The 21,184-nt window shown below is 63.2% G+C and carries 21 protein-coding genes; 11 read left to right on the top strand and 10 right to left on the bottom strand.

Annotation, left to right across the window (positions count from 1 at the left end; all coding sequences use genetic code 11):
* Positions 1-4 precede the first annotated feature (4 nt).
* Positions 5-1,003 carry a murein L,D-transpeptidase catalytic domain family protein gene (locus LB520_RS28150; protein ID WP_224640109.1) on the bottom strand — a complete coding sequence of 333 codons (999 nt, stop codon included), beginning with the start codon at positions 1,001-1,003 and terminating at the stop codon, positions 5-7.
* A gap of 283 nt (positions 1,004-1,286) precedes the next feature.
* Here LB520_RS28150 and LB520_RS28145 point away from each other — a divergent pair, with 283 nt between their 5' ends.
* On the top strand, positions 1,287-1,997 hold the full coding sequence (locus tag LB520_RS28145; protein ID WP_224640108.1) for a DNA helicase: 711 nt from the start codon (positions 1,287-1,289) through the stop codon (positions 1,995-1,997).
* A gap of 47 nt (positions 1,998-2,044) precedes the next feature.
* On the top strand, positions 2,045-2,602 hold the full coding sequence (locus LB520_RS28140) for a GNAT family N-acetyltransferase (protein WP_224640107.1): 558 nt from the start codon (positions 2,045-2,047) through the stop codon (positions 2,600-2,602).
* A 105-nt stretch (positions 2,603-2,707) separates the two neighbouring features.
* Here the strand turns inward: LB520_RS28140 and LB520_RS28135 are convergent, their stop codons facing one another.
* The 3 genes from LB520_RS28135 to LB520_RS28125 all read right to left on the bottom strand — a co-directional run bounded on the left by LB520_RS28135 (position 2,708) and on the right by LB520_RS28125 (position 5,984).
* Positions 2,708-3,889, bottom strand: a complete 1,182-nt coding sequence (locus LB520_RS28135) for an MFS transporter (RefSeq protein WP_224640106.1) — start codon at positions 3,887-3,889, stop codon at positions 2,708-2,710.
* A 127-nt stretch (positions 3,890-4,016) separates the two neighbouring features.
* Positions 4,017-4,226, bottom strand: coding sequence for a DUF2061 domain-containing protein (locus LB520_RS28130; protein WP_095766624.1), 210 nt, complete (start codon positions 4,224-4,226; stop codon positions 4,017-4,019).
* Positions 4,227-4,319: 93 nt separating this feature from the next.
* Positions 4,320-5,984, bottom strand: a complete 1,665-nt coding sequence (locus tag LB520_RS28125) for a Na/Pi cotransporter family protein (protein WP_224630827.1) — start codon at positions 5,982-5,984, stop codon at positions 4,320-4,322.
* A gap of 352 nt (positions 5,985-6,336) precedes the next feature.
* On the opposite strand from LB520_RS28125, the gene LB520_RS28120 reads away from it, so the two are divergent.
* The 7 genes from LB520_RS28120 (at position 6,337) to LB520_RS28090 (ending at position 13,552) form a co-directional block, all read left to right on the top strand.
* Positions 6,337-6,699, top strand: coding sequence for an RcnB family protein (locus tag LB520_RS28120; protein WP_224640105.1), 363 nt, complete (start codon positions 6,337-6,339; stop codon positions 6,697-6,699).
* A 137-nt stretch (positions 6,700-6,836) separates the two neighbouring features.
* Entirely contained in the window at positions 6,837-8,777 is a 1,941-nt protein-coding gene (gene dnaG, locus LB520_RS28115; RefSeq protein WP_224640104.1) for a DNA primase, read from the top strand.
* Positions 8,778-9,202: 425 nt separating this feature from the next.
* Positions 9,203-11,230: an RNA polymerase sigma factor RpoD gene (rpoD, locus tag LB520_RS28110; RefSeq protein ID WP_095766628.1), complete on the top strand. Its 2,028-nt coding sequence runs from the start codon at positions 9,203-9,205 to the stop codon at positions 11,228-11,230.
* 25 nt (positions 11,231-11,255) lie between these two features.
* On the top strand, positions 11,256-11,834 hold the full coding sequence (locus tag LB520_RS28105) for a hypothetical protein (protein WP_224640103.1): 579 nt from the start codon (positions 11,256-11,258) through the stop codon (positions 11,832-11,834).
* A 190-nt stretch (positions 11,835-12,024) separates the two neighbouring features.
* Positions 12,025-12,318 (top strand): GYD domain-containing protein, encoded by a 294-nt coding sequence (locus tag LB520_RS28100; protein ID WP_095766734.1) that lies wholly within the window; start codon positions 12,025-12,027, stop codon positions 12,316-12,318.
* Positions 12,319-12,379: 61 nt separating this feature from the next.
* On the top strand, positions 12,380-12,760 hold the full coding sequence (locus LB520_RS28095; RefSeq protein WP_224606285.1) for a thiol-disulfide oxidoreductase DCC family protein: 381 nt from the start codon (positions 12,380-12,382) through the stop codon (positions 12,758-12,760).
* A gap of 135 nt (positions 12,761-12,895) precedes the next feature.
* The gene (locus LB520_RS28090; RefSeq protein ID WP_224640102.1) at positions 12,896-13,552 is read left to right on the top strand and encodes a PadR family transcriptional regulator; all 657 of its coding nucleotides are present in this window, start codon (positions 12,896-12,898) and stop codon (positions 13,550-13,552) included.
* A 79-nt stretch (positions 13,553-13,631) separates the two neighbouring features.
* Here the strand turns inward: LB520_RS28090 and LB520_RS28085 are convergent, their stop codons facing one another.
* Both LB520_RS28085 and LB520_RS28080 read right to left on the bottom strand, forming a co-directional pair.
* Positions 13,632-13,892, bottom strand: a complete 261-nt coding sequence (locus LB520_RS28085) for a YiaA/YiaB family inner membrane protein (RefSeq protein WP_095766630.1) — start codon at positions 13,890-13,892, stop codon at positions 13,632-13,634.
* Between the two features lie 43 nt (positions 13,893-13,935).
* The gene (locus LB520_RS28080; protein ID WP_224640101.1) at positions 13,936-14,613 is read right to left on the bottom strand and encodes a PspA/IM30 family protein; all 678 of its coding nucleotides are present in this window, start codon (positions 14,611-14,613) and stop codon (positions 13,936-13,938) included.
* A gap of 176 nt (positions 14,614-14,789) precedes the next feature.
* Here LB520_RS28080 and LB520_RS28075 point away from each other — a divergent pair, with 176 nt between their 5' ends.
* Together LB520_RS28075 and LB520_RS28070 are read left to right on the top strand one after the other, a co-directional pair.
* On the top strand, positions 14,790-15,431 hold the full coding sequence (locus LB520_RS28075) for a TetR/AcrR family transcriptional regulator (protein ID WP_140838490.1): 642 nt from the start codon (positions 14,790-14,792) through the stop codon (positions 15,429-15,431).
* A gap of 51 nt (positions 15,432-15,482) precedes the next feature.
* The gene (locus LB520_RS28070; protein WP_095766632.1) at positions 15,483-15,773 is read left to right on the top strand and encodes an HlyU family transcriptional regulator; all 291 of its coding nucleotides are present in this window, start codon (positions 15,483-15,485) and stop codon (positions 15,771-15,773) included.
* Between the two features lie 6 nt (positions 15,774-15,779).
* On the opposite strand, the gene LB520_RS28065 is transcribed toward LB520_RS28070, so the two are convergent.
* From LB520_RS28065 to LB520_RS28050, 4 genes are all read right to left on the bottom strand, one after another.
* Positions 15,780-18,353: a polynucleotide kinase-phosphatase gene (locus LB520_RS28065; protein WP_224640100.1), complete on the bottom strand. Its 2,574-nt coding sequence runs from the start codon at positions 18,351-18,353 to the stop codon at positions 15,780-15,782.
* Positions 18,350-19,732, bottom strand: a complete 1,383-nt coding sequence (locus LB520_RS28060) for a 3' terminal RNA ribose 2'-O-methyltransferase Hen1 (RefSeq protein WP_224640099.1) — start codon at positions 19,730-19,732, stop codon at positions 18,350-18,352. Before LB520_RS28060 ends, LB520_RS28065 begins: the two co-directional genes overlap by 4 nt.
* A 156-nt stretch (positions 19,733-19,888) precedes the next feature.
* Positions 19,889-20,821 (bottom strand): 3-keto-5-aminohexanoate cleavage protein, encoded by a 933-nt coding sequence (locus LB520_RS28055; protein ID WP_027168206.1) that lies wholly within the window; start codon positions 20,819-20,821, stop codon positions 19,889-19,891.
* Positions 20,822-20,858: 37 nt separating this feature from the next.
* Positions 20,859-21,161, bottom strand: coding sequence for a hypothetical protein (locus LB520_RS28050; RefSeq protein ID WP_224640098.1), 303 nt, complete (start codon positions 21,159-21,161; stop codon positions 20,859-20,861).
* Positions 21,162-21,184 lie beyond the last annotated feature (23 nt).

The following is a 21,184-nucleotide window of genomic DNA, read 5'->3' as shown; positions in this document are numbered from 1 at the left end:
GGTGTCAGTCCTTGCAGATCGGCACCGGCTGCGGCGGTGGCGCCGGATGATCCTTCTTGTACTGGGCGATGATCGGCTCCAGCATCTTCTTCGGCCAGAATTTGGGAGTGCCGATCTCCTTCAGGCAGGAGGCGTTCCAATAGGTGCCCGCGCTTGAGAGCGCCTGGCCGGCAGCCTTGGCCCGGGCGACAGCGGCGATGTCGCGTGATTCCGGATAGATGTAGAGCGTCGTCGGGTTGTTCTTCACGAGGGGGATGATCTGCTCGGCGTCGGCGGGCGACCAGCTGGTGCAGCCATTGCTGCGGCCGCCGGCATAGTTCACCAGCTTGCCGAACGGAACGAGGCCGTCATGGTCGGCATAGGAGCTTTGCGGGCTCTTGCGCATGCACAGGCCCTTCAAGATCGCGGCCGGATGGCCGCCGATCACGCGCTGCCTGGCGTTCGCCGCCTCGCCTTCGCCGTCGAACTGGATGAAGCTGCGCATGAACAGCGCGTTCTGCGCGCCGACACGATAGTAGCCCTTGAAGGACGTCTTGGTCTCGGCCGTCATATAGGCGCCGCCGGCCGTCAGCGCCGAGTCCATGGCGTTGCCGAAATTCTTGGCGCAGCGCCTGCCGTTGGAGAAATCGGCAACGCCTTTCAGGTTGCGTCCGCCGCCATGGCCCGAGGAAACCGCGCGGAAGAGCTGCTTGCTTTCACAAATGATGTAGTAGCGCTGGCCAGGCACGCTGTTGCCCAAATCCGCGGGACGCGTGGCATCCATGGCGAAATAGCAGGGGTTGCTGACCGAACCTTCGCTGACCTTCTTCTGGTAGAGCGCGCGCGCCCGCTCCAGCACGACCTGCGAGATCTGGCCTTCGCCGTCGCCGACATGGCGCTGCAGCCAGTCGGGAACGGTCGACGGCCGCAAGGCCGCGAATGAGCTGACCGATGCCGTCAGGGCGGCCAGGATCGCGACAAGGCAGAAGATGACCGCGCCCCGCGGAACAGATCTCAACCGCACCCTCTTGCCCCTCCCGTCGAAATGTCTCGTACCTGTGAATCAGCATGGACGATTATAGAAGGTCTCGCACGCATCGGCGAAACACTTCTAGTTTAGCGACGCCTTTGGGAGGTCGGATTTTCGGCCCCCTTCGATTGAGCTATGATCTGATTCCGGCGCGCCCACGCCTCCTCCCTCCGTCGGGAAGCATCGTTCATGCAGGGCAGTTTATCACCGAACCAACTGTTCGAGCGCCAGGCATAAGGAGGGGTTGTCAAGATTGCTCGCGGCAGGAGGTTTTTCGATGCGGTTTTCCGCACCCGTCTATCATCTGAAGCGCCAGGCGAGGCTTCTGTCCCGCAGCGAAAATGTGCCCCTCCACCAGGCGCTCGACCGCGTTGCCGCCAAGCAAGGCTTCGGCAGTTGGAGCCTGCTTGCGGCCAAGGCCGCCGAGGCTGCGCCAGCCGGCGCCCTGTTGGCGCGGCTGATCCCCGGCGACATGGTCCTCGTGGCGGCGCGGCCGGGGCAGGGCAAGACGCTGATGAGCCTCGAACTTGCCGTGGCAGCCATGAAGCAAGGCAGTCGCGCCGTATTCTTCACCCTGGAATACATGCATGCCGATATCCTCGATCGGTTCCGTGACATCGGCGTCGACCCGGCCGATTTCAACCACCTGTTCGAGTTCGACAATTCCGACGCCATCAGCGCCGCCTACATCATCGAGACGTTGCGGGCGGCGCCGCGCGGCACGCTGGCGGTCATCGACTATCTGCAACTGCTCGACCAGAAGCGGGAGAATCCGGAACTCATGGTCCAGATACGCGCCTTGAAGTCGTTTGCCCGGGAACGCGGACTGGTGCTCATCTTCATCTCGCAGGTCGACAGGTCATATGATTGCGCCCGGAAAGCGTTCCCGGATATCGGCGATATCCGGCTGCCGAACCCGCTCGACCTGTCGCTGTTCGACAAAGCCTGTTTCCTGAACAAGGGCGAAATCCGGTTTCAGGCGACTTGAGAGCGATCCGTGTCGCTTCTAGGCCGGTCTCGACAGGGAAGCCAAGCATGATCGAAATCGTCAAACCCGCGCTTGAACATTTGCCGTCCTACAAGGCGGCGCTCGAGCGCGGCTGGTCGCCCGACAATGTGCGGCTCCTCGAGGCGACGCGCGAGCAACTCGAGGCGATCGAGAAAGATCCCGTTGAATTTCTCGCCGGCCTTGACGACCCCGAAGCGAAAGGGCCGCCCATCGCTTTGCCCGACGGCACCGAGGTCCCGCGGCTGCCTGGATTCCGGCGCTGGATCTGGGATGGCGAGGCCGCCGGCTCGATCGGCTTTCGCTGGCAGAAGGGCACGTCGGAGCTGCCCTCGCATGTGCTTGGCCATATCGGCTATGCGGTGGTGCCGTGGAAGCGCAACCGCGGCTACGCCACCGAAGCGCTGCGGCTGATGCTGGACGAGGCGAGAGCGGTCGGGCTCGACCATGTCGAGATCACCAGTGATCTCGACAATCCTGCCTCGCACAAAGTGGTGCTTGCCAATGGCGGCAGGCTGGTCGGGCGGTTTGCCAAACTTGCAGCCTATGGCGGCGCAGAGAGCCTGAGGTTCCGGATCGATCTTTAAAGCGCGTCGCGCTGAAACGGATTCAGGCGACGCGCTTTAAATCTTTGTTCTGATGCATGTCGTTGTCCCAGAACCGCTGCACACTTCTGGGCGACATGCATTAAATTATTCCGCGGCCGCCGGCAGCGGCGGCGTCGCGCGGCTGCGCCATTCCCAGGTCTGCGAGGCAAAAGCCACCACGACCGCCACCAGCATGGCGAGCACGCCGGCCAGCGGCAGGCTGCGATAGCCCAGGCCGGCATTGAGCATCGCCGCGCCCAGCGAGGCAGCCAGCGCGATGCCGACATTGAAGCCGGACGGGATCAGCGAGGAGGCGAGGTTGGAGGCATCGGCCGTCCAGGCGAGGATGCGCGTCTGGATCGGTGCGCCGATGGCGAAATTGAGACCGCCCCAGATGACGATTGCCGCGACCATCGGCACCGGATAGGGGCTGACGAGGTAGATGACGCCAAGCGTCATCGCCTGCAGGGCAAGCATGACGATCAGCGACGGCATCAGCTTCCAGTCGGCGAGCTTGCCGCCGACCAGGACGCCGATCGTGGCGCCGACGCCGTTGAGCAAAAGCACAAAGGGGATCAGGCCCTCGTCGAGGCCCGTGACCTCGAGCAGCATCGGCGTGATGTAGGTGAACAGCGCAAACTGGCCGATCATCAGCATCAGCATCAGGATCAGCGAGGTCCAGACCTGCTGGCGGCCGAGCACGCGAACTTCGCGCGCCAGCCCTGCTGGCCGGGTGGCGGCGCCCGCCGTGCGCGGCAGCAGCGCCAGCATGGCGAGGATCGCGACGAGGCCCAGCGCGCCCATCACCCAGAAGGTCGCGCGCCAGCCCCACAGGCTGCCGATCGCGGTGCCGGCGGGCACGCCAATGATATTGGAAACCGTCAGCCCCGAGAGAATGACCGCGACTGCCCGGCCGCGCTGGTCCTCGCGCACCAGGCTGACCGCAACCACCATGGCGACACCGAAATAACAGCCATGCGCCACGGCAGTCGCGACACGCAGCAGAAGCATCGAGGTGAAATCGGGCGCGAGCGCGCAAGCCGCCTGGCCAAGGGTGAAAGCGATCGTGAGCCCAATCAGCAGCGTCTTGCGCGAAACCTTGCCGGTGGCCAAAGCCAGCAGCGGGCCGCCGATGGCAATGCCGCAGGCATAGCCGGAGACGAGATAGCCGGCGGTCGGCACCGAAACGCCGAGGCCCTGCGCCACCTCCGGCAGCACGCCGGCGATGACGAATTCGGTGGTGCCGAAGGCGAAGGCGGCAAGGAAAAGGGCAATCAGCGGCAGCATGGTTCAAAACATAGGCGAGGAATGCACGTCTCAAACCATGCCTGCGCGGGCGCGGCAATGCAGAAATTGGCGATGGCGCTTTAGCTTTTCTTGACCGGACGGATCAAAGCCGGCCTGTCGCTTGCTGCTACGCTGCCGTTTTGCGCCCGTAAGGGATCTTCAGCCAGGCCCGTTCGTGCAGGTAGTAAAGCAGCGACTTGGTGACGACCTCGGTGAGCCCGATCGTGGCGGCGAGCTTGATGCTGCCGGTGACCACCAGGGAGATGATCATCGTGTCGATCGTGCCGGTGGCGCGCCATGAAAGCGCCTTGGCGAAGCTGCGCGAATGCGTGTCCATCGACGGATCGTCCTCCCAACAGGTCCACTGGCGTTCCTTAGCCGACGGAAGCGAGGATGAGCAAAGACTAATTTTTGGCAGGTCCCGATCGCCTCAACTGGCCTTCAGCCGCGAACCGCCGAGCAGGCCGCGCTCCTCGAGCACCGGATAGGCGATCGAGGCGAGCAGCGAGTTGATCTGCTTCAAGTCGCGGATGGTGTCGAGGTGGATCGAGCTGGTCTCGACGCTCTTGGCGGTGCCTTCGCGCAGACGCTGAAAATGGCTGGCGCTGGTTTCCTTCTCGCGTTCGCGCAAGAGATCCTTTTCCAGCACCAGCTGGCGCGCGGTTTCCGGATCGCGCGAGACCAGCACGTTGAAGGCGAGCCGCGCATTGGCGAGCACCGAGGAATGGAAGGCGCAGAGCTCCTGCCAGCCTTCCGGTGTGAATTCCAGGCCGCGCTCCAGCTTTTTCCTGACATGCACCAGCATGTTGCGCACGATGATGTCGCCGACCTGCTCCAGCTTGACACAGGCGCCGATCAGCTCCTGGCACCGCAATGCCTCATCCTCGGTCAGCGGGTTCCTGGTGATCTTGGCGAGATAGAGTTTTATCGCCGCGTGCTTCCTGTCGACGCGGTCGTCGAGCGCGGCCAGCGCCTTGATCTTGTCGGTGTCGGCGTTCTCATAAAGCTCGATGATGCGCTTCAACATGATCTCGACCGTCTCGCAGACCCGCACCACCTCGCGCGTCGCATTGGCCAGCGCCTGGCTCGGCGTGTCCAACGCGCTTTCATTGAGCGCCGACAGTTCGACGACATCCAGCGTGGCGGTCGGCTCCGGCACGGCTCCGAGCGCAACAATCTTCTCCGAGACGCGGTAGACGAGCCCCGCGAGTGGCAGTCCGGCGAGCAGGATGATCACATTGAACAGGATGTGGGCGTTGACGATCTGGTCCGGAACAGTGGCGCCGAGGAAGCCGATGGGCGGCTTCAGCGTCATGAACAGGATCAGCATCACCAGCGAGCCCATGCCGCGCATCAAAAGGTTCCCGATCGGCACGACGCGGACGCCCGGATCGGCATTGCGGGTAAGCAGGGGCGCGATGATCGAGGAGCCGAGATTGACGCCGAGCACCAGCACGATGCCGAGCTCGGGAGGGATAAAGCCGCGCCCGGCCAGCGTCACCAGGAGCAGCACGGCGGCGATCGAGGAATGGAACAGCCAGGTAACCAGCGCGGCGAGCAGGTAAGCGGTGACATAGTCACCGGAGAAATAGTTGACGATCAGCGGCATCAACTGGCTGTTGCGCAGCGGTTCCGACGCCTGACCGATCATCTCCAGCGACAGGATCAGCAGGCCGACGCCAATCAGGATGCGGCCTATCTGCCGCCAATCGCGCCGCTCGGTGGCCATGAACATGACCGTGCCGGCGATCAGGCAGAGCGGCACCAGAAGCGTCAGGTCGAAGGTGAGCAGCTTGGCCACCAGCGCCGAACCGATCTCGGCGCCGCGCACTGCCAATTGCCCGGCGGCGCCCGAAACGATGCCGGCGCCGGCGAAGGAGCCGACCAGCAGCGTCACCGCGGTCGAGCTCTGCAGCGCGATCGCCAGCCCGCAGCCGGCCAGCACCGCCATGACCGGATTGCGCATGGTGGCGCGCAGCCGGTGGCGCAGCACGTCGCCATAGGCGCGCTCGACGCCCGTCTTCACCATGCGGGTGGCGAACAGCATCAGCGCCACCGCGCCGGCAAGGTGCAGGAGGACGACGGAGCCGCTCACAGCCGAACCCGTGAGGTGGCACCAGGGGTGCGGAGAGGGGTGCGAATCTTAGTCATTTCAACGAGTCGAAATATACCAGTTAAAATTAGCCGAATAATAGATTTTTCTGATGCGATGATCGTCTCGGCTCGACGGCGCATGTCGGAAATGACTGCAGGAAGCATTGGTTGCATGCGCCTGGCGGCAGCGCTTCGCCTCATACCGCCCGACGCTCGGCCGCATGATCCGAAGCGTTGTTCAAGCGGCCGGTGCAAGTCTTGGAAAACATTGCAGAATTGTAATTTTGGTGTTCAGTTTCGGTTCATCCATTGGCGGCTATTCCCCTGCCTATCGACAACAAGGAATACCGACCATGAAGCGTCTCATACTTTGCGCCGTCACCGCCTCGATGCTGGCCGCCTCGGCCTTCTCCGGCCAGGCCGCGCCGCTCGCCCAGCCGAGCACGCCGCAGTCGAGCTACACCCAGGTCGACTGGCAGAAGCCCGGCAGGCATGTCGACAAGCGGGTCATCGTCAAGAAGAAGGTGGTAAGGCGCAGCCATTGGCGCAACGGCCAAAGATATTCCAACTGGAAGCGTCACCAGCCGGTCCGCGACTGGAACCGCTACGGCCTGCGCCGCCCTGGTCCCGGCCAGGAATGGATCCGCGTCGGCAAAGACTATTTGCTGGTCAGCATCCTCTCCGGCATCGTCTTCGGCGCGATCGCCGCGCGGTAATCCGCGACAATCGCGAAATTCGGAAGGCTGCCACCCGCCGCCGCGTTCTTTTCGTCTGTGAAAAGCGGGTACGATGGGCCGGATGGGGTCGCCGTGCCCGGGCGGCTTGATTATATGGAGGGCAAACGAGTTCCCCGATGCGCTTTCCGCCCGCCTTCCTCGACGAGATACGCGACCGCGTGCCGATTTCGCAGGTCATCGGCACGCGCGTCGCATGGGACAGGAAGAAGACCAACGCGTCGCGCGGCGACTACTGGGCCTGCTGTCCCTTCCACGGCGAGAAGAGCCCGTCCTTCCATTGCGAGGACAAGAAGGGCCGCTATCACTGTTTCGGCTGCTCGGTTTCGGGCGACCATTTCAAGTTCCTCACCGAGCTAGACGGATTAAGCTTCCCCGAAGCCGTCGAGAAGATCGCCGAGATGGCCGGCGTGCCGATGCCGGTGCGCGACGAACAGGAAGAGCGGCGCGAGAAGGAACGCGCCAGCCTGACCGACGTCATGGAAATGGCGACCGCCTTCTTCCAGGAGCGGCTGCAGAGCGCCGACGGCGCCAAAGCCCGCGCGTATCTGCGCGACCGCGGGCTGACGCCGGCGACGCAGCAATCGTTCCGGCTGGGCTATGCGCCCGACAGCCGCAACGCGCTCAAGGAACATCTTGCCGCCAAGGGCGTGCCGAAGGCCGATATCGAGGCCTGCGGCCTGGTGCGGCACGGCGACGACATTCCGGTCTCCTATGACTGGTTCCGCGACCGCATCATGTTTCCAATCCCGGATTCGCGCGGGAAGATCATCGCCTTCGGCGGACGGGCGCTGGCGCCCGATGCCTTGGCCAAATACATGAACTCGCCGGAGACCGAGCTCTTCCACAAGGGCAATGTGCTCTACAATTTCGCCCGCGCCCGCAGGGCGATCGCGAAAGGCGGCACGGTGATCGCGGTCGAAGGCTATATGGACGTGATCGCGCTGGCGCAGGCCGGCTTCGAGAATGCCGTGGCGCCGCTCGGCACTGCGCTGACCGAAAACCAGCTCGAGCTTCTGTGGCGCATGGCGCCCGAGCCGGTGCTGTGCTTCGACGGCGACCAGGCCGGGCTGAAGGCGGCATGGCGTGCGGCCGATCTCGCGCTCCCGTCGGCGCAGACCGACCGGCGGGCGCGCTTTGCCCTGTTGCCGGAAGGCAAGGATCCCGACGATCTGGTCAAGGCCGAAGGGCCAGACGCGTTCCGCGCCGTGCTTGCCGATGCGCGGCCGCTGGACGAACTGTTATGGATGCGCGAGACGGCAGGCGGTGTCTTCGATACGCCGGAGCGGCGAGCTGAGTTGCGGAAGAGGCTACGGGAGTTGACCAGCCGCATCCGCGACGAGAGCGTGCGTTATTACTATCAGCAGACAATGGACGAGCGGGAGCGGAACTTCTTCGGCTCCCAGCGGAGCGTTCGGCAAGGCCGTCAGGATTGGAAGCCGGGGCAGGGCAAGACGCCCGTGCCCGGCGGGCAGTTCGCGAAAGGTGGGGCGGCCAGCGGGCGCGCCGCGATCACCGAGAGCCTGGGCCGCTCGGCGCTGGTCAAGCGGGCCGGCGAGGGGATGTCGGTGCGCGAGGCGACGATTATCGTGGCGCTGGTCAACCATCCGGCGCTGATCGACGAGAATTTCGCCCATGTCGAATTCCTCGACCTCGCCAATTCGGATTTGCGCAAGCTGCACGCGGCCATTCTCGACGCCATGGCGCATGACGCGGCCGACGAGCGCGGCGCGGTCATCGCCACCATCGAGCGCGCCGGATGCAGCGGCATCTGGGAGCGGGCTGTCGAGTTGATCAAGCGCGCGCGGCAATGGCCGGCGCTGGAAACGGCGGCGCTCGACGATGCCCGCGACGCCTTCAACCAGGCGCTGCACTTGCAGCGCAGCGCCCGCACATTACATAGAGAGCTGAAACAGGCGCAGGCGGCGCTCGATGCAGACCCTTCGGACGAAAACTTCCGGCATCTCGTCGAGATTCAAGCGCAATTCAACGATGTGCAGGCAACGGAAGCGTTGATCGAAGGATTCGGCGTCTCGTCGGGCAGGGTTGGCCGCGTTTAGGCCGAACACCACCCATTGGAAGTGAAGTGGAAATGCGCGGCGCGTCGAATCGACGCCTCTAAGTCGGGTAATTGATTCGCTTTTTTCATGCGAATCATGCCAGAGGCGCTTGACCTTCTGGCAGATTGGCGGAATCAGGACGATTCGAAACGTTAACCGTGCCACGGCATCGACGGGAATTCGAGCGATGTGAGGCACCGGTGCGACTGGACAGGCAAAGTGCCCGCTCCAGATATCAGGGTTAATCTGGACTTAATGCATGTCGCCCAAAAGTGGAAACCGGTTTGGGACAGAGACATGCACAAAACAAAAGAGATGACACGGTTGCTGGGCCGGTGAAAAGCGTTCCGGCGCGAGCGCGTCCAGCATAACCGGTACGGCAGTTTACGCGGCCTCGATATTCGGCCGCTTGGAGACGATAAAGAATGGCGACAAAGGAAAAGGAAGAGGTCGAGACCGAACGCGAAGGCGCCACTGATGGCCCCCTGCTCGACCTTTCCGACGATGCTGTCAAGAAGATGATCAAGGCCGCGAAGAAACGCGGCTATGTCACGCTCGACGAGCTCAACGCGGTGCTGCCCTCGGAAGAGACGGATCCGGACCGCATCGAAGATATCAATGCGATGCTCAGTGACATGGGCATCAACGTCGTCGAGGACGACGAGGTGGGCGAGGAGGCGGAAGCCGAGCCGGCCGCCGACGCCGAGGAAGACGCCAACGAGCTCGCCGAGCAGACCGGCACCGCTGTCGCTGCCACGACCACCAAGAAAGAGCCTACCGATCGCACCGACGACCCGGTGCGCATGTATCTGCGCGAGATGGGCTCGGTCGAGCTTCTGTCGCGCGAGGGCGAAATTGCGATCGCCAAGCGCATCGAGGCCGGCCGCGAAACGATGATCGCGGGGCTATGCGAAAGCCCGCTGACGTTCCAGGCCATCATCATCTGGCGCGACGAGCTCAACGAATCGAAGATCCTGCTGCGCGAGATCATCGACCTCGAGGCGACCTATGCCGGCCCCGAAGCCAAGCAGGCGCCCGTCGTCGAACGCATCGAGGAAGCGCCCAAGCCCGAGGAGAAGCCGCGCGGCCGTTCGGCGGCACGCGAGGAAGAAGACGACATCACCAATGTCGGCGGCGACACGCGCGGGCTGGAGGAAGAGGAGGACGACGAGGACGAGGCGAGCCTGTCGCTGGCCGCGATGGAAGCGGAACTGCGCCCGCAGGTGATGGAGACGCTCGACGTCATCGCCGATACCTACAAGAAGCTGCGCAAGCTCCAGGACCAGCAGGTCGAGAACCGCCTAGCCGCGGCCGGCACGCTGTCGCCCAGCCAGGACCGCCGCCTGAAGGAGCTGAAGGACCAATTGATCAAGGCGGTGAAGTCGCTGTCGCTCAACGCCGCGCGCATCGAGGCGCTGGTGGAGCAGCTCTACGACATCAACAAGCGCCTGGTGCAGAACGAGGGCAAGCTTTTGCGCCTCGCCGAAAGCTATGGCGTGCGCCGCGAGGAGTTCCTGCGGGAGTATCAGGGCTCGGAGCTCGATCCGAACTGGACGCGCTCGATCGCCAACCTGACGTCGCGCGGCTGGAAGGAGTTCACCAAGAACGAGAAGGATGCGATCAAGGAGCTGCGCGCCGAGATCCAGAACCTCGCCACCGAAACGGCGATCTCGATCCTGGAATTCCGCAAGATCGTCAACCAGGTGCAGAAGGGCGAGCGCGAGGCCGCGATCGCCAAGAAGGAAATGGTCGAGGCGAACCTTCGCCTGGTCATCTCCATCGCCAAGAAATACACCAACCGCGGCCTGCAGTTCCTGGATCTCATCCAGGAGGGCAATATCGGCCTGATGAAGGCGGTCGACAAGTTCGAGTACCGTCGCGGCTACAAGTTCTCGACCTACGCCACCTGGTGGATCCGGCAGGCCATCACCCGCTCGATCGCCGACCAGGCGCGCACCATCCGCATTCCGGTGCACATGATCGAGACGATCAACAAGATCGTGCGCACCTCGCGCCAGATGCTGCATGAGATCGGCCGCGAGCCGACGCCGGAGGAACTGGCGGAAAAGCTCGCCATGCCGCTGGAAAAAGTGCGCAAGGTGCTGAAGATCGCCAAGGAGCCGATCTCGCTCGAAACGCCTGTCGGCGACGAGGAGGATTCGCATCTCGGCGACTTCATCGAGGACAAGATGGCGATCCTGCCGATCGACGCGGCGATCCAGGCCAACCTGCGCGAGACGACGACGCGCGTGCTTGCCTCGCTGACGCCGCGCGAGGAGCGCGTGCTCAGAATGCGCTTCGGCATCGGCATGAACACCGATCATACGCTGGAAGAAGTCGGCCAGCAGTTCTCGGTGACGCGCGAGCGTATCCGCCAGATCGAGGCCAAGGCGCTGCGCAAGCTCAAGCATCCGAGCAGGTCGCGCAAGCTCAGAAGCTTCCTCGACAGCTGAAGCAGTCTGCTTTCCGGAGTTCGGCATGGGGGCGACCTACGGAAACATCAGTATAGAGGGGCCAATGCGTGAGGCGTTGGCCAACTGGCTGAGATTGAAGAAAATCGATGCCTTCGTCACCGCGCCGGATGAGAGCGGTTGGATCACATTTTCGGACCAATATACGGACGGGCTCGATCCTGGCTGGATCGAACCTTTGCTCCAGAGCCTTACGCGTGACCTGGCCTGTGTCGGCATCGCGATCACCGTCTACGACGAAGAACAATTGCGCCTCTGGGCGGCGAAGGATGGTTTTCTGCAGTCTCGCTACAATTCTTGCCCAGGCATGGAGATGAGCGACCCTGACGATGAGGATATGCGTCCTCGGCTCGAAGATGCCGCCGCGTTGCTGGCTACGATCGGCAAATCCACCGCGCCCGACAGTCTGCTTCAGATATTGGGGATGGATGGAGCCAAAGAGTACGTAGCTCCGCTCGATCTCCACGAAGAATTCGCGACGTATCTGCGACTTCCGGAGAATTCCGTTGGCCTCGGCCACAGATACATTCTGAAGGATAAGATTGACCTGCTCGAAGAGGGGCTGATCAGGACCGTCGACAGCTAGCGTTGTCGTTTGGGCAGCTGAGCCGAGCGCTGGGCAAGGATCGAAAGGGCGCTTCGGCCCCTTTTTCGTTGCCGGTTTCGCTTGCAACTCTTGTCTGGAACGGTTGCCGGGAGGATAGTCGAAACGTCGAATGCATTTCCGGACAGTTGGCCGGATGCCCTGGCCATCTGGCTCCGATGGGAGGTGTGCCATGACGACGTACATCGTGCTTATCAACTGGACTGAGCTCGGCGCCAAGAATGTGCGGGAATCGCCGAAACGGCTCGATGCGGCCAAGAAGCTGCTGGGGGAAATGGGCGGTTCGTTCAAGGCGTTCTACCTGACCATGGGCGAATGCGACATGGTCGCCATCGTCGAAGCGCCGGACGATGCGGTGCTCGCCCGCTTCGCGCTGATGTTGTCGTCGGGCGGCAATGTCAAAACGCGGACGATGAAGGCGTTTCCGGAATTCGCCTATCGCGAGATCATCAGCTCACTCGGGTAAAGTGGCTAACGGGCGCAGCGCGGCTGTTGCGAAGCCGCGCCGCATTCCCGATAGTCGCGCCATGCCCGAGCCGTTGCTGACAGTCTGGTACAACACACGTTGTCCGGTGTGCGACGCCGGCATCAACCGGCAAAAGCGGCGGCTGGTCGAGGCCGTCAAGGCGGGCCGGGTCGAATTCCGCGACATCAATTTCGAACCTGAGGCGCTCTCCGCCTTCGGCGCCTCGCTGGAGGATATCCGCCGGCGCCTGCATGCGACCGACGCAAGCGGGCGGCTGCTGGTCGGCGCCGACGTCGCGATCGCGGTCTGGCGGATCACGCCGGGCGAGGGATGGCTGGCGAGCTTGTTCGGCAACCCCATCGCGCTGCCGTTGACGCGCTTTGCCTATGACCGTTTTGCGGACGTGCTCTACGGCTGGAACCGACGAAAGGGCCGTTGGTAGCGGTCTGGCCGAGCCGTATGAGGACGCATATGCGATCTTGGAACGGCGTAAGATACATCTTAAGATATATCTTGACTCAACAAGCGCCGCGCCTTACTTACGATGTATCGTAAGATATAGCTCAAGGAGCAATCCATGCACAGACACAACCACTTTGGCGAGCGCATGTTCATGCATATGGCCGGCAAATTTAGTGGCAGAGGGGGCGGCGGTTTCGGCCCGTTCGGCCATGGCGGCAGGGGCGGTGGACGCGGCGGCCCGGGCGACATGTTCCGCGCCGGGCGCATGCTGGCCGACGGCGATCTCAAGCTGATCACGCTGTCGCTGCTGGCCGACGCGCCGCGCCACGGCTACGACATCATCAAAGCTCTGGAAGAGCGCACCAGCGGCATCTACAGCCCGAGCCCGGGCGTGGTTTATCCGACGCTGACCTTCCTGGAGGAGGCGGGCTACGCGGTATCCTCGAGCGAAGGCAACAAGAAGGTGTTTTCGATCACCGAGGCCGGCAAGGCGCATCTGGACGAGAACCGCGAGATGATCGACAGCGTGCTCGACCATCTCGAGCGTTTCGGCCGCAAGATGGCCGCGGCGCGCGAATGGTTCGGCTGGGGCGACGACAAGGACGAGGGGCGCCGCGGCCGCTCCGAAACGCGTGACCGGTTCCGCTCGTTGCGACACCGGCTGCGCGCCGCGCTCGGCGACATCGCCGACGCGCCGGAGGACAAGCAGGCCGAGGCGATCAGCATCCTGGAAGACGCCGCCGAGGCGATCGAAGCCTTGGCTCGCCGCTAAGACATTCTCATAGGGAAGCCCAAAAGCCCGGATCGCTCCGGGCTTTTGTATTCAGTCAGCGATCGGCAAGGGCAGGGGATTATTCCTTGCCGACATATTCGCTGATCAGCTTCTCGTTGCGCGCCTTCTCGATCTTGGCAGTGGTCTCGGCCGCAATCCGCTCGTCGGTGCGGTATTTGACCAGGTTCACCAGGCTGCCGGTGAGCAGCAGCACGCCCATCGCCCAGTAACCTTTGGTCGAGAGGTCGACGGGAGCAAGCCACAGCGACAGGCCGAGCATGAAATAGGCAGCGCCCACCGATATGGTGTTGAAGAGGATATAGGTCTGATTGCCGTTCATCGTCGTATTCCTTGGATTTGATCCGTCACGGGAAATTGCGGGTTCAGTTCAGGGATTTGAGGCGTGCCAGAACATCCTGGGCGCGCACCTTGGTGGCCGGTCCATGGCCTGCTTCGGCGAGACGTTCGCGGATCGCCTCGTGGCGCAGCTCGCCGTCGATCTCGTCGAGGATGCTGGCTTCCTCGAACGGGTCGGAGCTGTCCTTGATGCGGGCCAGCAATTCCTCCGCTTCGTTAATGCTTGCGGTACGGCCGATCGAGCGGTTGAGGCGCGACTGCGCCTTGCGTTCGGCATCGATCGCCCGGGCTGAGATCATGCCTTGGCCGAGATCGATGATGCGGCGATGCGCCTGTTCCACGGACAGACGCATCCGCAAGGTCTTCTCGCCCAGGCTTTTGACCGTGGCGCGGCGGACCTCGCGCTCGTTCTCGAGTTCGGCGATTGCGGAGGCGCCGCCTTCGGCAAGCGCCTGGTTGTTGGCGGAAAGCGCGCTGAGCGTGCGGGTTTCCAGATCGGCGATGCGGCGGTCGAGCTGGTCGAGGCTGGTCTGCTCTGCGCGCTGGCGCACGATCAGCGAGGCGAGCGTCTGCTTGGCGGCGGCAAGGCCCGCCTCTGCGTCGCGGATGCGCTGGGCCAGAAGGTCGATCGCAAAACGATCCTTCAGATTGTCCTCGGCCCGCGCGCTGGCGCCGTCCAGCAATGTCTTGATCAGGCTAAGCATGGTCTTCTTCTCCCTGTTTTCGTGAACGTTGTTCACAAGCTCAACATAACAGGAAATGAACATTGTTCAAGAGTTATTTTGAACGCTGTTCATGAAGCGCCGGACATGGTAAATGCAAGCAACGGAATGAATCCCGGGCCGGGCTTGCCGACTTCGGACAAGGACAAGAAAGAAGCATGGCGCTGGACAAGGAAGAGATGAGTGAGAAGGTGCTCGCCATTGCCGAGGCGCTGCTCAACGAGGGCGGCGCCGACAACCTGAAAGCGCGCACCATTGCCGAGCAGGCCGGCATCTCCGTCGGATCCGTCTATAACCTCTTTGCCGATCTCGACGAGGTGCACCGCGCCGTCAACATGCGGCTGCTCGACCGGCTCGGCGCGACAGGTCTGGCGGCGATGGCCGATCTCGAAAGGCAAGGGGTGACGGATGTCCAGCACCGCATCCTGGCGATGGCGGCGGCCTATGTGCGCTTCGTCGAGGCCCATCCCGGTAGTTGGCCGGCGGTGCTTGCCTTCAACCGCCGCCGCGCGACGCGGCCCGGCCCCGACGCCTATGACGCGCTGCTCGACGCACTCTTCGACATCGTCGCCGGCGTGCTCAAGGCAGGCGATTTCGGCCTCGACGACGACCGCCGCGCGCTTGCGGCCCGGACCTTGTGGTCAAGCGTGCATGGCATTGTGACCAGCGGCTATGTGGCGAATTCGGACAGCAGGCAGGCCGAGGAGATCTGGCATCAGATCGAGCTTCTGGTCGGCGTTTTCGTCAAGGGGCTGGAACACGGCGGCGCATTCGCGCATGCTGACGCAAAGCCTGCGTAACCAGGGGCGCCGCGAATCCTTGGTGCCCGCGTGAATAGGAGTTTTGAAAAAATGTCTTTTCTGAAGAAGCTTTTCGGCGGCGGCGGCGAGGCAACGGAGGCCGGCACCGCCAAGCCGGCAAAGCAGGTCGAGCACAAGGGATTTCTGATCAGCGCCACGCCCTACAAGGCCGAGGGCCAATACCAGACCTGCGGCGTCGTCTCGAAGGAAGTGGACGGTGTGATGAAAGAGCACCGCTTCATCCGCGCCGACCGTTTCGCCGGGCTGGACGACGCCGTCGACATCTCGATCAAGAAGGGCATCCAGTTGGTCGACGAGCAGGGCGAGCGGATGTTCGGCTGACGATCATCAAAGTCTAGGATCGATCGGCTCGCTCTCGAGCGCCAATACAGCGAAGACACATTCGTGGACTCGCCGCAGCGGCTGTCTCGCGACAAACCGCTTCAACGCCTCGTGACCGAGCGCGAACTCGCTGAGCGCCAGGTTCCGTTTGCCGCCCAGATGCCGTTCCCGCAGCCGGACAAGGTTATCCGGGGCGTCATATTCGGGACCGTAGATCATGCGCAGATATTCGCGGCCGCGCACCTTGAGCGCTGGCTGGATAAGGCCCTTCTTGCCGCGGCTGACGAAGTCACGCGGCTTGACCACCATGCCTTCGCCGCCTGAAGCGATCAGCATCTCCCACCAGGCGACGGCCTCCGTGCAGGCGCCGGCATCGGCCAGATCGACGCTGCGCCATCTGGTGTGCACCACGACGCCTTCCGTGGCGAGGCGATCGGCCAGCGACATATGCCAGATGTGGTCATGGTCGAACCAGACGCGGCCCTCGCTGGCCAGCAGATGAAAAGGCGCCACCCTGAGATCATCGACACTCGAAACCGGCCAGACATAGGGCGACCAGGCGCTGGCGTATTTGCCGGCGCGCACGTCCCGATCGGCGAACCGTGCGTTCAGATCCACCACGTCGACGCCTCGCGCCTTCGCTCTCTCCAAGGCATCGCGGCCGAGCCGCAGGCCGGCTGCGGACGACGTCGCCACCGGTTCGTACTGACTTTCGACGAGGCCGCTTGCCTTGGCCGACCAGGGCATGATTTCGGCGTCGAGCAGCAGCCAGTCGGTTTTCAGTTCCTCCCAGAGGCCAGCGGCATCGACGCTTGCGCTAAGCCGGGCGAGCAGCCCCTCCGTCATGGTGTCGTCACCGAAGAAGGAACGCCCTGTCCGGGTCCATATCGCGCCGGTTTCATCGCCTGAAATGCCGAAGCGGCTGCGCGCCGCCTGCGCGGTCCGGCACAGTGCGACGATCGCCCGCGAACCCATGTGCTTTTGCTCGCACACGACCTCGGCTACGCCGCGCTCGCGAAAATAGGAAAAAGCCTCTTCCGGGCGTTCGAGCCAGTCGGCGTGACCGCTTGTCTCGGACGGCGACATCGTCGGCGGTAGGTACACCAGCCACTGGGGCGCTATGGCGAAACGGCTCATGGCCTCCAGGGCGGCCGCGGCATTTTCCTCAGCCACGACGATCCGGCCTTTCAGCTCGGTCTCGATCCAGCGGCGGCCGGAAACATCTTGGATATCGAGCACGCCATCGGCATCGGCCTGTGCCGATTTCTCCACATTTGATGCGCCAAGCGGGCGTACGGGCTCCGACCATGTTCGGATTGCCGGCACCTCAACCAGCTCGCGTTCCGGCCAGCGCAGGGCCGTCAACTTGCCGCCGAACACACAGCCTGTATCGATGCACAGGGTGTTGTTGACCCATTGAGCCGACCGCATCGGCGTGTGACCGTAGACAACGGCAGTCTTGCCCCGATAAGCCGTGGCCCAGTCGGCGCGCACCGGCAGTCCGAATTCGTCGATCTCGCCGGTCGTTTCGCCGTAGAGCGCGAATTCGCGCACGACGCCCGAGCCTCGCCCGATCATCTCTTCCTTGAGCCCGGCATGGGCAACGGCCAGGCGTCCGCCGTCCAACCAGACATGGCTGCGCAGGTCGTCGAGAAAGGCCGGCAGCGCTTCGCGCAGCCCGCGATCCTGCGTGTCCAACTGGTCGATGGTCTGTTGAAGGCCGTGGGCGATCGTGACCTTGCGGCCCTCCAGCCAGCGGCTGAGCTTGCGTTCGTGATTGCCTTGAACGCAGTAAGCGGTTCCGGCCGCCACCATGCTCATGGCGATGCGCAGCACATCGGGCGTGTTGGGACCGCGGTCGACGAGATCGCCGACAAAAACAAGCTTGCGGCCATTTGGGGGAGTGACGGCCACGGTTCGCTCGCCGCGATCCTGCGACCAGACGACCTCATACCCGAGTTGACCAAGCAGGGCTTGCAACTCGTCGGCGCAGCCATGCACGTCGCTGATGATGTCGAAGGGGCCGGTATCGTGACGCTTGTCGGTCCAGAGCGGCTGGCGCGAGATTTTGGCGGCCTCGATGCTGGCTTCGCTGGTGAGCTTCCAGACCTGGCGAAAGCCCTCCCGCTGCAATCCGCCCAGACCCTTGCGAATCTCCTTTGTCATGCGCTGAGCCACCCCAGCGCCAAAGGAGCGGTCCGGTCGGCTTGCATTGCGCGCCACGCAGATGTCGACACCGGGGTCGAGGACGATGGCGACCGGCAAAGCGTGCCATTTACGGGCCAGTTCGATCCATGCCTTCCGATCCGCGGGCCTCACATTGGTAGCGTCCACCACAGCCAGCTTGCGATGCTTTAGCCGTTTGCCGATGATGTCGCGCATCAGCTCGAAGGCGTCGGCCGAAACATCCTGATTGGTTTCGTCATCGGAGACGAGTCCACGGCATCGGTCAGACGAGATGATCTCGGTCGGCAGGAAATGCCTGGCGGCGAAAGTCGACTTCCCGGACCCGGTCGAGCCGATCAGCACGACCAGTGCGAAATCCGGAATTTCCAGATTGGTGTTGTCGACTTCTCTCATCGCGTGAACACCGCCATCTGTGTAGGCGCGCCCAGCTTGGCATCCTCAACCCCTATGCCACTGATTTCAGCGGCGTAGCCGTATGTTTCGCCTATTCTAGCTGTCCAGGTTTTGAACTCGGTGCGGCTCCACTCGAAGCGATGATCCGGATGACGGAAAGTGCCCGAGGGCAGACTGCTGAAAAGCGCGTTGTAATCCGCATTGGGCGTGGTCACGATAACGGTCTTTGGAGCGGTTTCGCCAAAGACAATCCGCTCGACTAAAGGCAGCCTGTCTTGGTCGAGATGTTCGACGACCTCGACCAAGACAGCGACGTCTGCTTCGGCCCAACGACTGTCCCGGTAAGTCAACGAACCATGCAGCAGCGTGACGCGCCCTTCCGGCGGGCCGCCCGCTTCATTCAGTCTCAGCCGCCTTGCCGCCCATTCGAGCTCGCGGACCGCGGGGTCCAAGCCGAACAGTTTTTGGACCCATCGCTCGCGCATCAGTCGGTCGAGCAGCTTACCTTCACCGCAGCCCAGATCCGCGACAACTTTCCCGCCACTCGCGCGGATGGCTTCGACGACCGCATCCAGGCGCCGGTCGTGCAGCCGGACGGGCGCCTCGAGCGTTTCCTCCGGCGAGCTGCAGGTTTCGACTGGCGTCTCCGGAGCCGCGGTTTCAGGCACCAGTCGCGCCAGGGCCGCGCGGGCCAAAACCGATCGGTTGCGCAAATAGCGCCGCGCGATCAGCTCCTTGGCGGGGTGCTGCTCCAGCCATCCCGCGCCCTTGGACAGCAGCTTGTCGACCTCGTCGTCGCCAACCCAGTAATGTTTGGCGTCGTCCATCACTGGGATTAGGACGTAGAGGTGGTTGAGCAGATTGCTCAGCCGGCCGAGGCCGGACAATTTCAGGTTGCCGTAACGGAGCCCTCCCGAACTGGCACCGATGGCTTCGATTGGGGTCAGCTCGACGGTCCAGCCCAGCGGTTCGAACAGCTGCCGCACTATCGCCTCGCCGCCGCGCATCGGCAAGGGCGCTACGACAGCTTCCAGCGGCAGGTCGCTTTCGGCGAGTTGCGGGCGTTCCTTGGAGATGCCGCTCATTGCCGTCCGGAACATCTTGTTGAGCGCCACGGACAGAAAGGAAGACGCCGCGTAAGGCCTGTCGTTCACATATTGATCCAGCAATCCGCCCGCCCGACCCTTGCCCCTCACCAATCCAACGGGGTCGACGTCGAGCAGAAGTGCGGCCTCGCAGCGCGCCTCGCTGGCCTCGGGATAAAACAGCCATGCCTTGCCGAAAGAGAGGTCGGTCTCATGCAGACGCTCGGGGTGCTTGTGCAGCAGGAAGCCGAGATCGGTAGCCGGATGATGGGTGGTCGCGATTGAAAGGAACATTGGCGAGCGATAACGCAGCCCTATGGAATAACCAATGGTGCCACCAAGTTATTTCCACTTTCTTCCGGGAAGTGCAAAGAAACCGGTTGGTACCTGTGAGCGGCAGTATTTCCAAACAAAAAGCCAGGCGGCGAAACTATGGATTTGGATCAGCGGTCAGAACGAGACCTTGTCGCCGCCCTTGAGCTGGAGGATCTGCCGCGCTTCGTCGGGTGTGGCGATCGAGGCGCCGAGGCCTTCGATGATCTGGCGCACCTTGGTCACCTGTTCGGCGCTGGAGCGGGCGAGCTTGCCCTTGCCGATCCATAGCGAGTCCTCCAGGCCGACACGCACATTGCCGCCCAGCGCAATCGCTTGCGTGGCGATCGGCAGTTGGTGGCGGCCAGCGCCCAGCACCGACCAGTGATAGTCGTTGCCGAACAGGCGGTCGGCGGTGCGCTTCATATGGGCAACGTCTTCCGGGTGAGTGCCGATGCCGCCGAGGATACCGAACACGCTCTGGACGAAGAACGGCGCCTTGACCAGGCCGCGCTCGACGAAATGCGCCAGCGTGTAGAGATGGCCGATGTCGTAGCATTCGATCTCGAAGCGCGTGCCGTTGTCGGCGCAGGTGCGCAATATGTGCTCGATGTCGCCAAAGGTGTTGCGGAAGATGCGGTCGCGCGAGGATTCCAGATAGGGCCGCTCCCAGTCATGCTCGAAGGTCTTGAAGCGCTCCAGCATCGGGAACAGCGCGAAATTCATCGAGCCCATGTTGAGCGACGCGACTTCGGGCGCGAATACCTTCGCCGGCCTGACGCGCTCCTCCACGCTCATCGTCGCCGCACCCCCGGTGGTGATGTTGACCACGCAGTTGGAGCGCTGCTTGATGACCTGCAGGAACGGGGCGAAGGCCTCGGTCGACTGGTCTGGGCGGCCGTCGACCGGGTTGCGGGCGTGGAGGTGGACGATCGCCGCGCCTGCCTCGGCCGCCTCGATGGCCGCGGTCGCGATCTCTTGCGCCGTCACCGGCAGATGCGGCGACATTGACGGCGTATGGATCGAGCCTGTGACCGCGCAGGTGATGATGATCTTGTTCTGGTTCGCCACTTTTGGTGCCCTGACTTCGTTGTTGGACTGCGCCTATTTAACCGCGCCTTGCTTTGATGCCGGAAATGAACTGCTTCGACAGCACGATGTCGAGCAAGCTAATCGGAGGTGCCGCCAGTGTCAGCCCGGTGAACAGCACCCCCCAGTCGGTGGTGAATTCGCCGACGAACACGGTCAACCCCTGCGGCAGTGTCTTCAAATTGTCGGAGGTGGTCAGGACCAGGGGGAAGAAAAAGTCGTTCCAGTTGTTTGCGCTGGCGGCGGGCGGATCGCTGTCGGCAGAGCAGGATATCGGATCGCGCTCGGCGCCGTGAGGCAGGTCCTGCGCGAGGACCGCCATCCAGCCGTGGTGCTGCCGCCGCC

The organism is Mesorhizobium sp. CA12, assembly GCF_020165255.1.
In the GTDB taxonomy this organism is placed as follows: domain Bacteria; phylum Pseudomonadota; class Alphaproteobacteria; order Rhizobiales; family Rhizobiaceae; genus Mesorhizobium.
This window is presented reverse-complemented; position numbering and strand designations above follow the sequence as displayed.

Excerpts from the sequence above, each read along its gene's own strand:
- LB520_RS28145 (WP_224640108.1), top strand. The coding sequence starts at position 1,287 with ATGCGGTTTTCCGCACCCGTCTATCATCTGAAGCGCCAGGCGAGGCTT.
- LB520_RS28140 (WP_224640107.1), top strand. The coding sequence starts at position 2,045 with ATGATCGAAATCGTCAAACCCGCGCTTGAACATTTGCCGTCCTACAAG.
- LB520_RS28135 (WP_224640106.1), bottom strand. The coding sequence starts at position 3,889 with ATGCTGCCGCTGATTGCCCTTTTCCTTGCCGCCTTCGCCTTCGGCACC.
- LB520_RS28130 (WP_095766624.1), bottom strand. The coding sequence starts at position 4,226 with ATGGACACGCATTCGCGCAGCTTCGCCAAGGCGCTTTCATGGCGCGCC.
- LB520_RS28120 (WP_224640105.1), top strand. The coding sequence starts at position 6,337 with ATGAAGCGTCTCATACTTTGCGCCGTCACCGCCTCGATGCTGGCCGCC.
- dnaG (WP_224640104.1), top strand. The coding sequence starts at position 6,837 with ATGCGCTTTCCGCCCGCCTTCCTCGACGAGATACGCGACCGCGTGCCG.
- rpoD (WP_095766628.1), top strand. The coding sequence starts at position 9,203 with ATGGCGACAAAGGAAAAGGAAGAGGTCGAGACCGAACGCGAAGGCGCC.
- LB520_RS28105 (WP_224640103.1), top strand. The coding sequence starts at position 11,256 with ATGGGGGCGACCTACGGAAACATCAGTATAGAGGGGCCAATGCGTGAG.
- LB520_RS28100 (WP_095766734.1), top strand. The coding sequence starts at position 12,025 with ATGACGACGTACATCGTGCTTATCAACTGGACTGAGCTCGGCGCCAAG.
- LB520_RS28095 (WP_224606285.1), top strand. The coding sequence starts at position 12,380 with ATGCCCGAGCCGTTGCTGACAGTCTGGTACAACACACGTTGTCCGGTG.
- LB520_RS28090 (WP_224640102.1), top strand. The coding sequence starts at position 12,896 with ATGCACAGACACAACCACTTTGGCGAGCGCATGTTCATGCATATGGCC.
- LB520_RS28085 (WP_095766630.1), bottom strand. The coding sequence starts at position 13,892 with ATGAACGGCAATCAGACCTATATCCTCTTCAACACCATATCGGTGGGC.
- LB520_RS28080 (WP_224640101.1), bottom strand. The coding sequence starts at position 14,613 with ATGCTTAGCCTGATCAAGACATTGCTGGACGGCGCCAGCGCGCGGGCC.
- LB520_RS28075 (WP_140838490.1), top strand. The coding sequence starts at position 14,790 with ATGGCGCTGGACAAGGAAGAGATGAGTGAGAAGGTGCTCGCCATTGCC.
- LB520_RS28070 (WP_095766632.1), top strand. The coding sequence starts at position 15,483 with ATGTCTTTTCTGAAGAAGCTTTTCGGCGGCGGCGGCGAGGCAACGGAG.
- LB520_RS28065 (WP_224640100.1), bottom strand. The coding sequence starts at position 18,353 with ATGAGAGAAGTCGACAACACCAATCTGGAAATTCCGGATTTCGCACTG.
- LB520_RS28060 (WP_224640099.1), bottom strand. The coding sequence starts at position 19,732 with ATGTTCCTTTCAATCGCGACCACCCATCATCCGGCTACCGATCTCGGC.
- LB520_RS28050 (WP_224640098.1), bottom strand. The coding sequence starts at position 21,161 with ATGGCGGTCCTCGCGCAGGACCTGCCTCACGGCGCCGAGCGCGATCCG.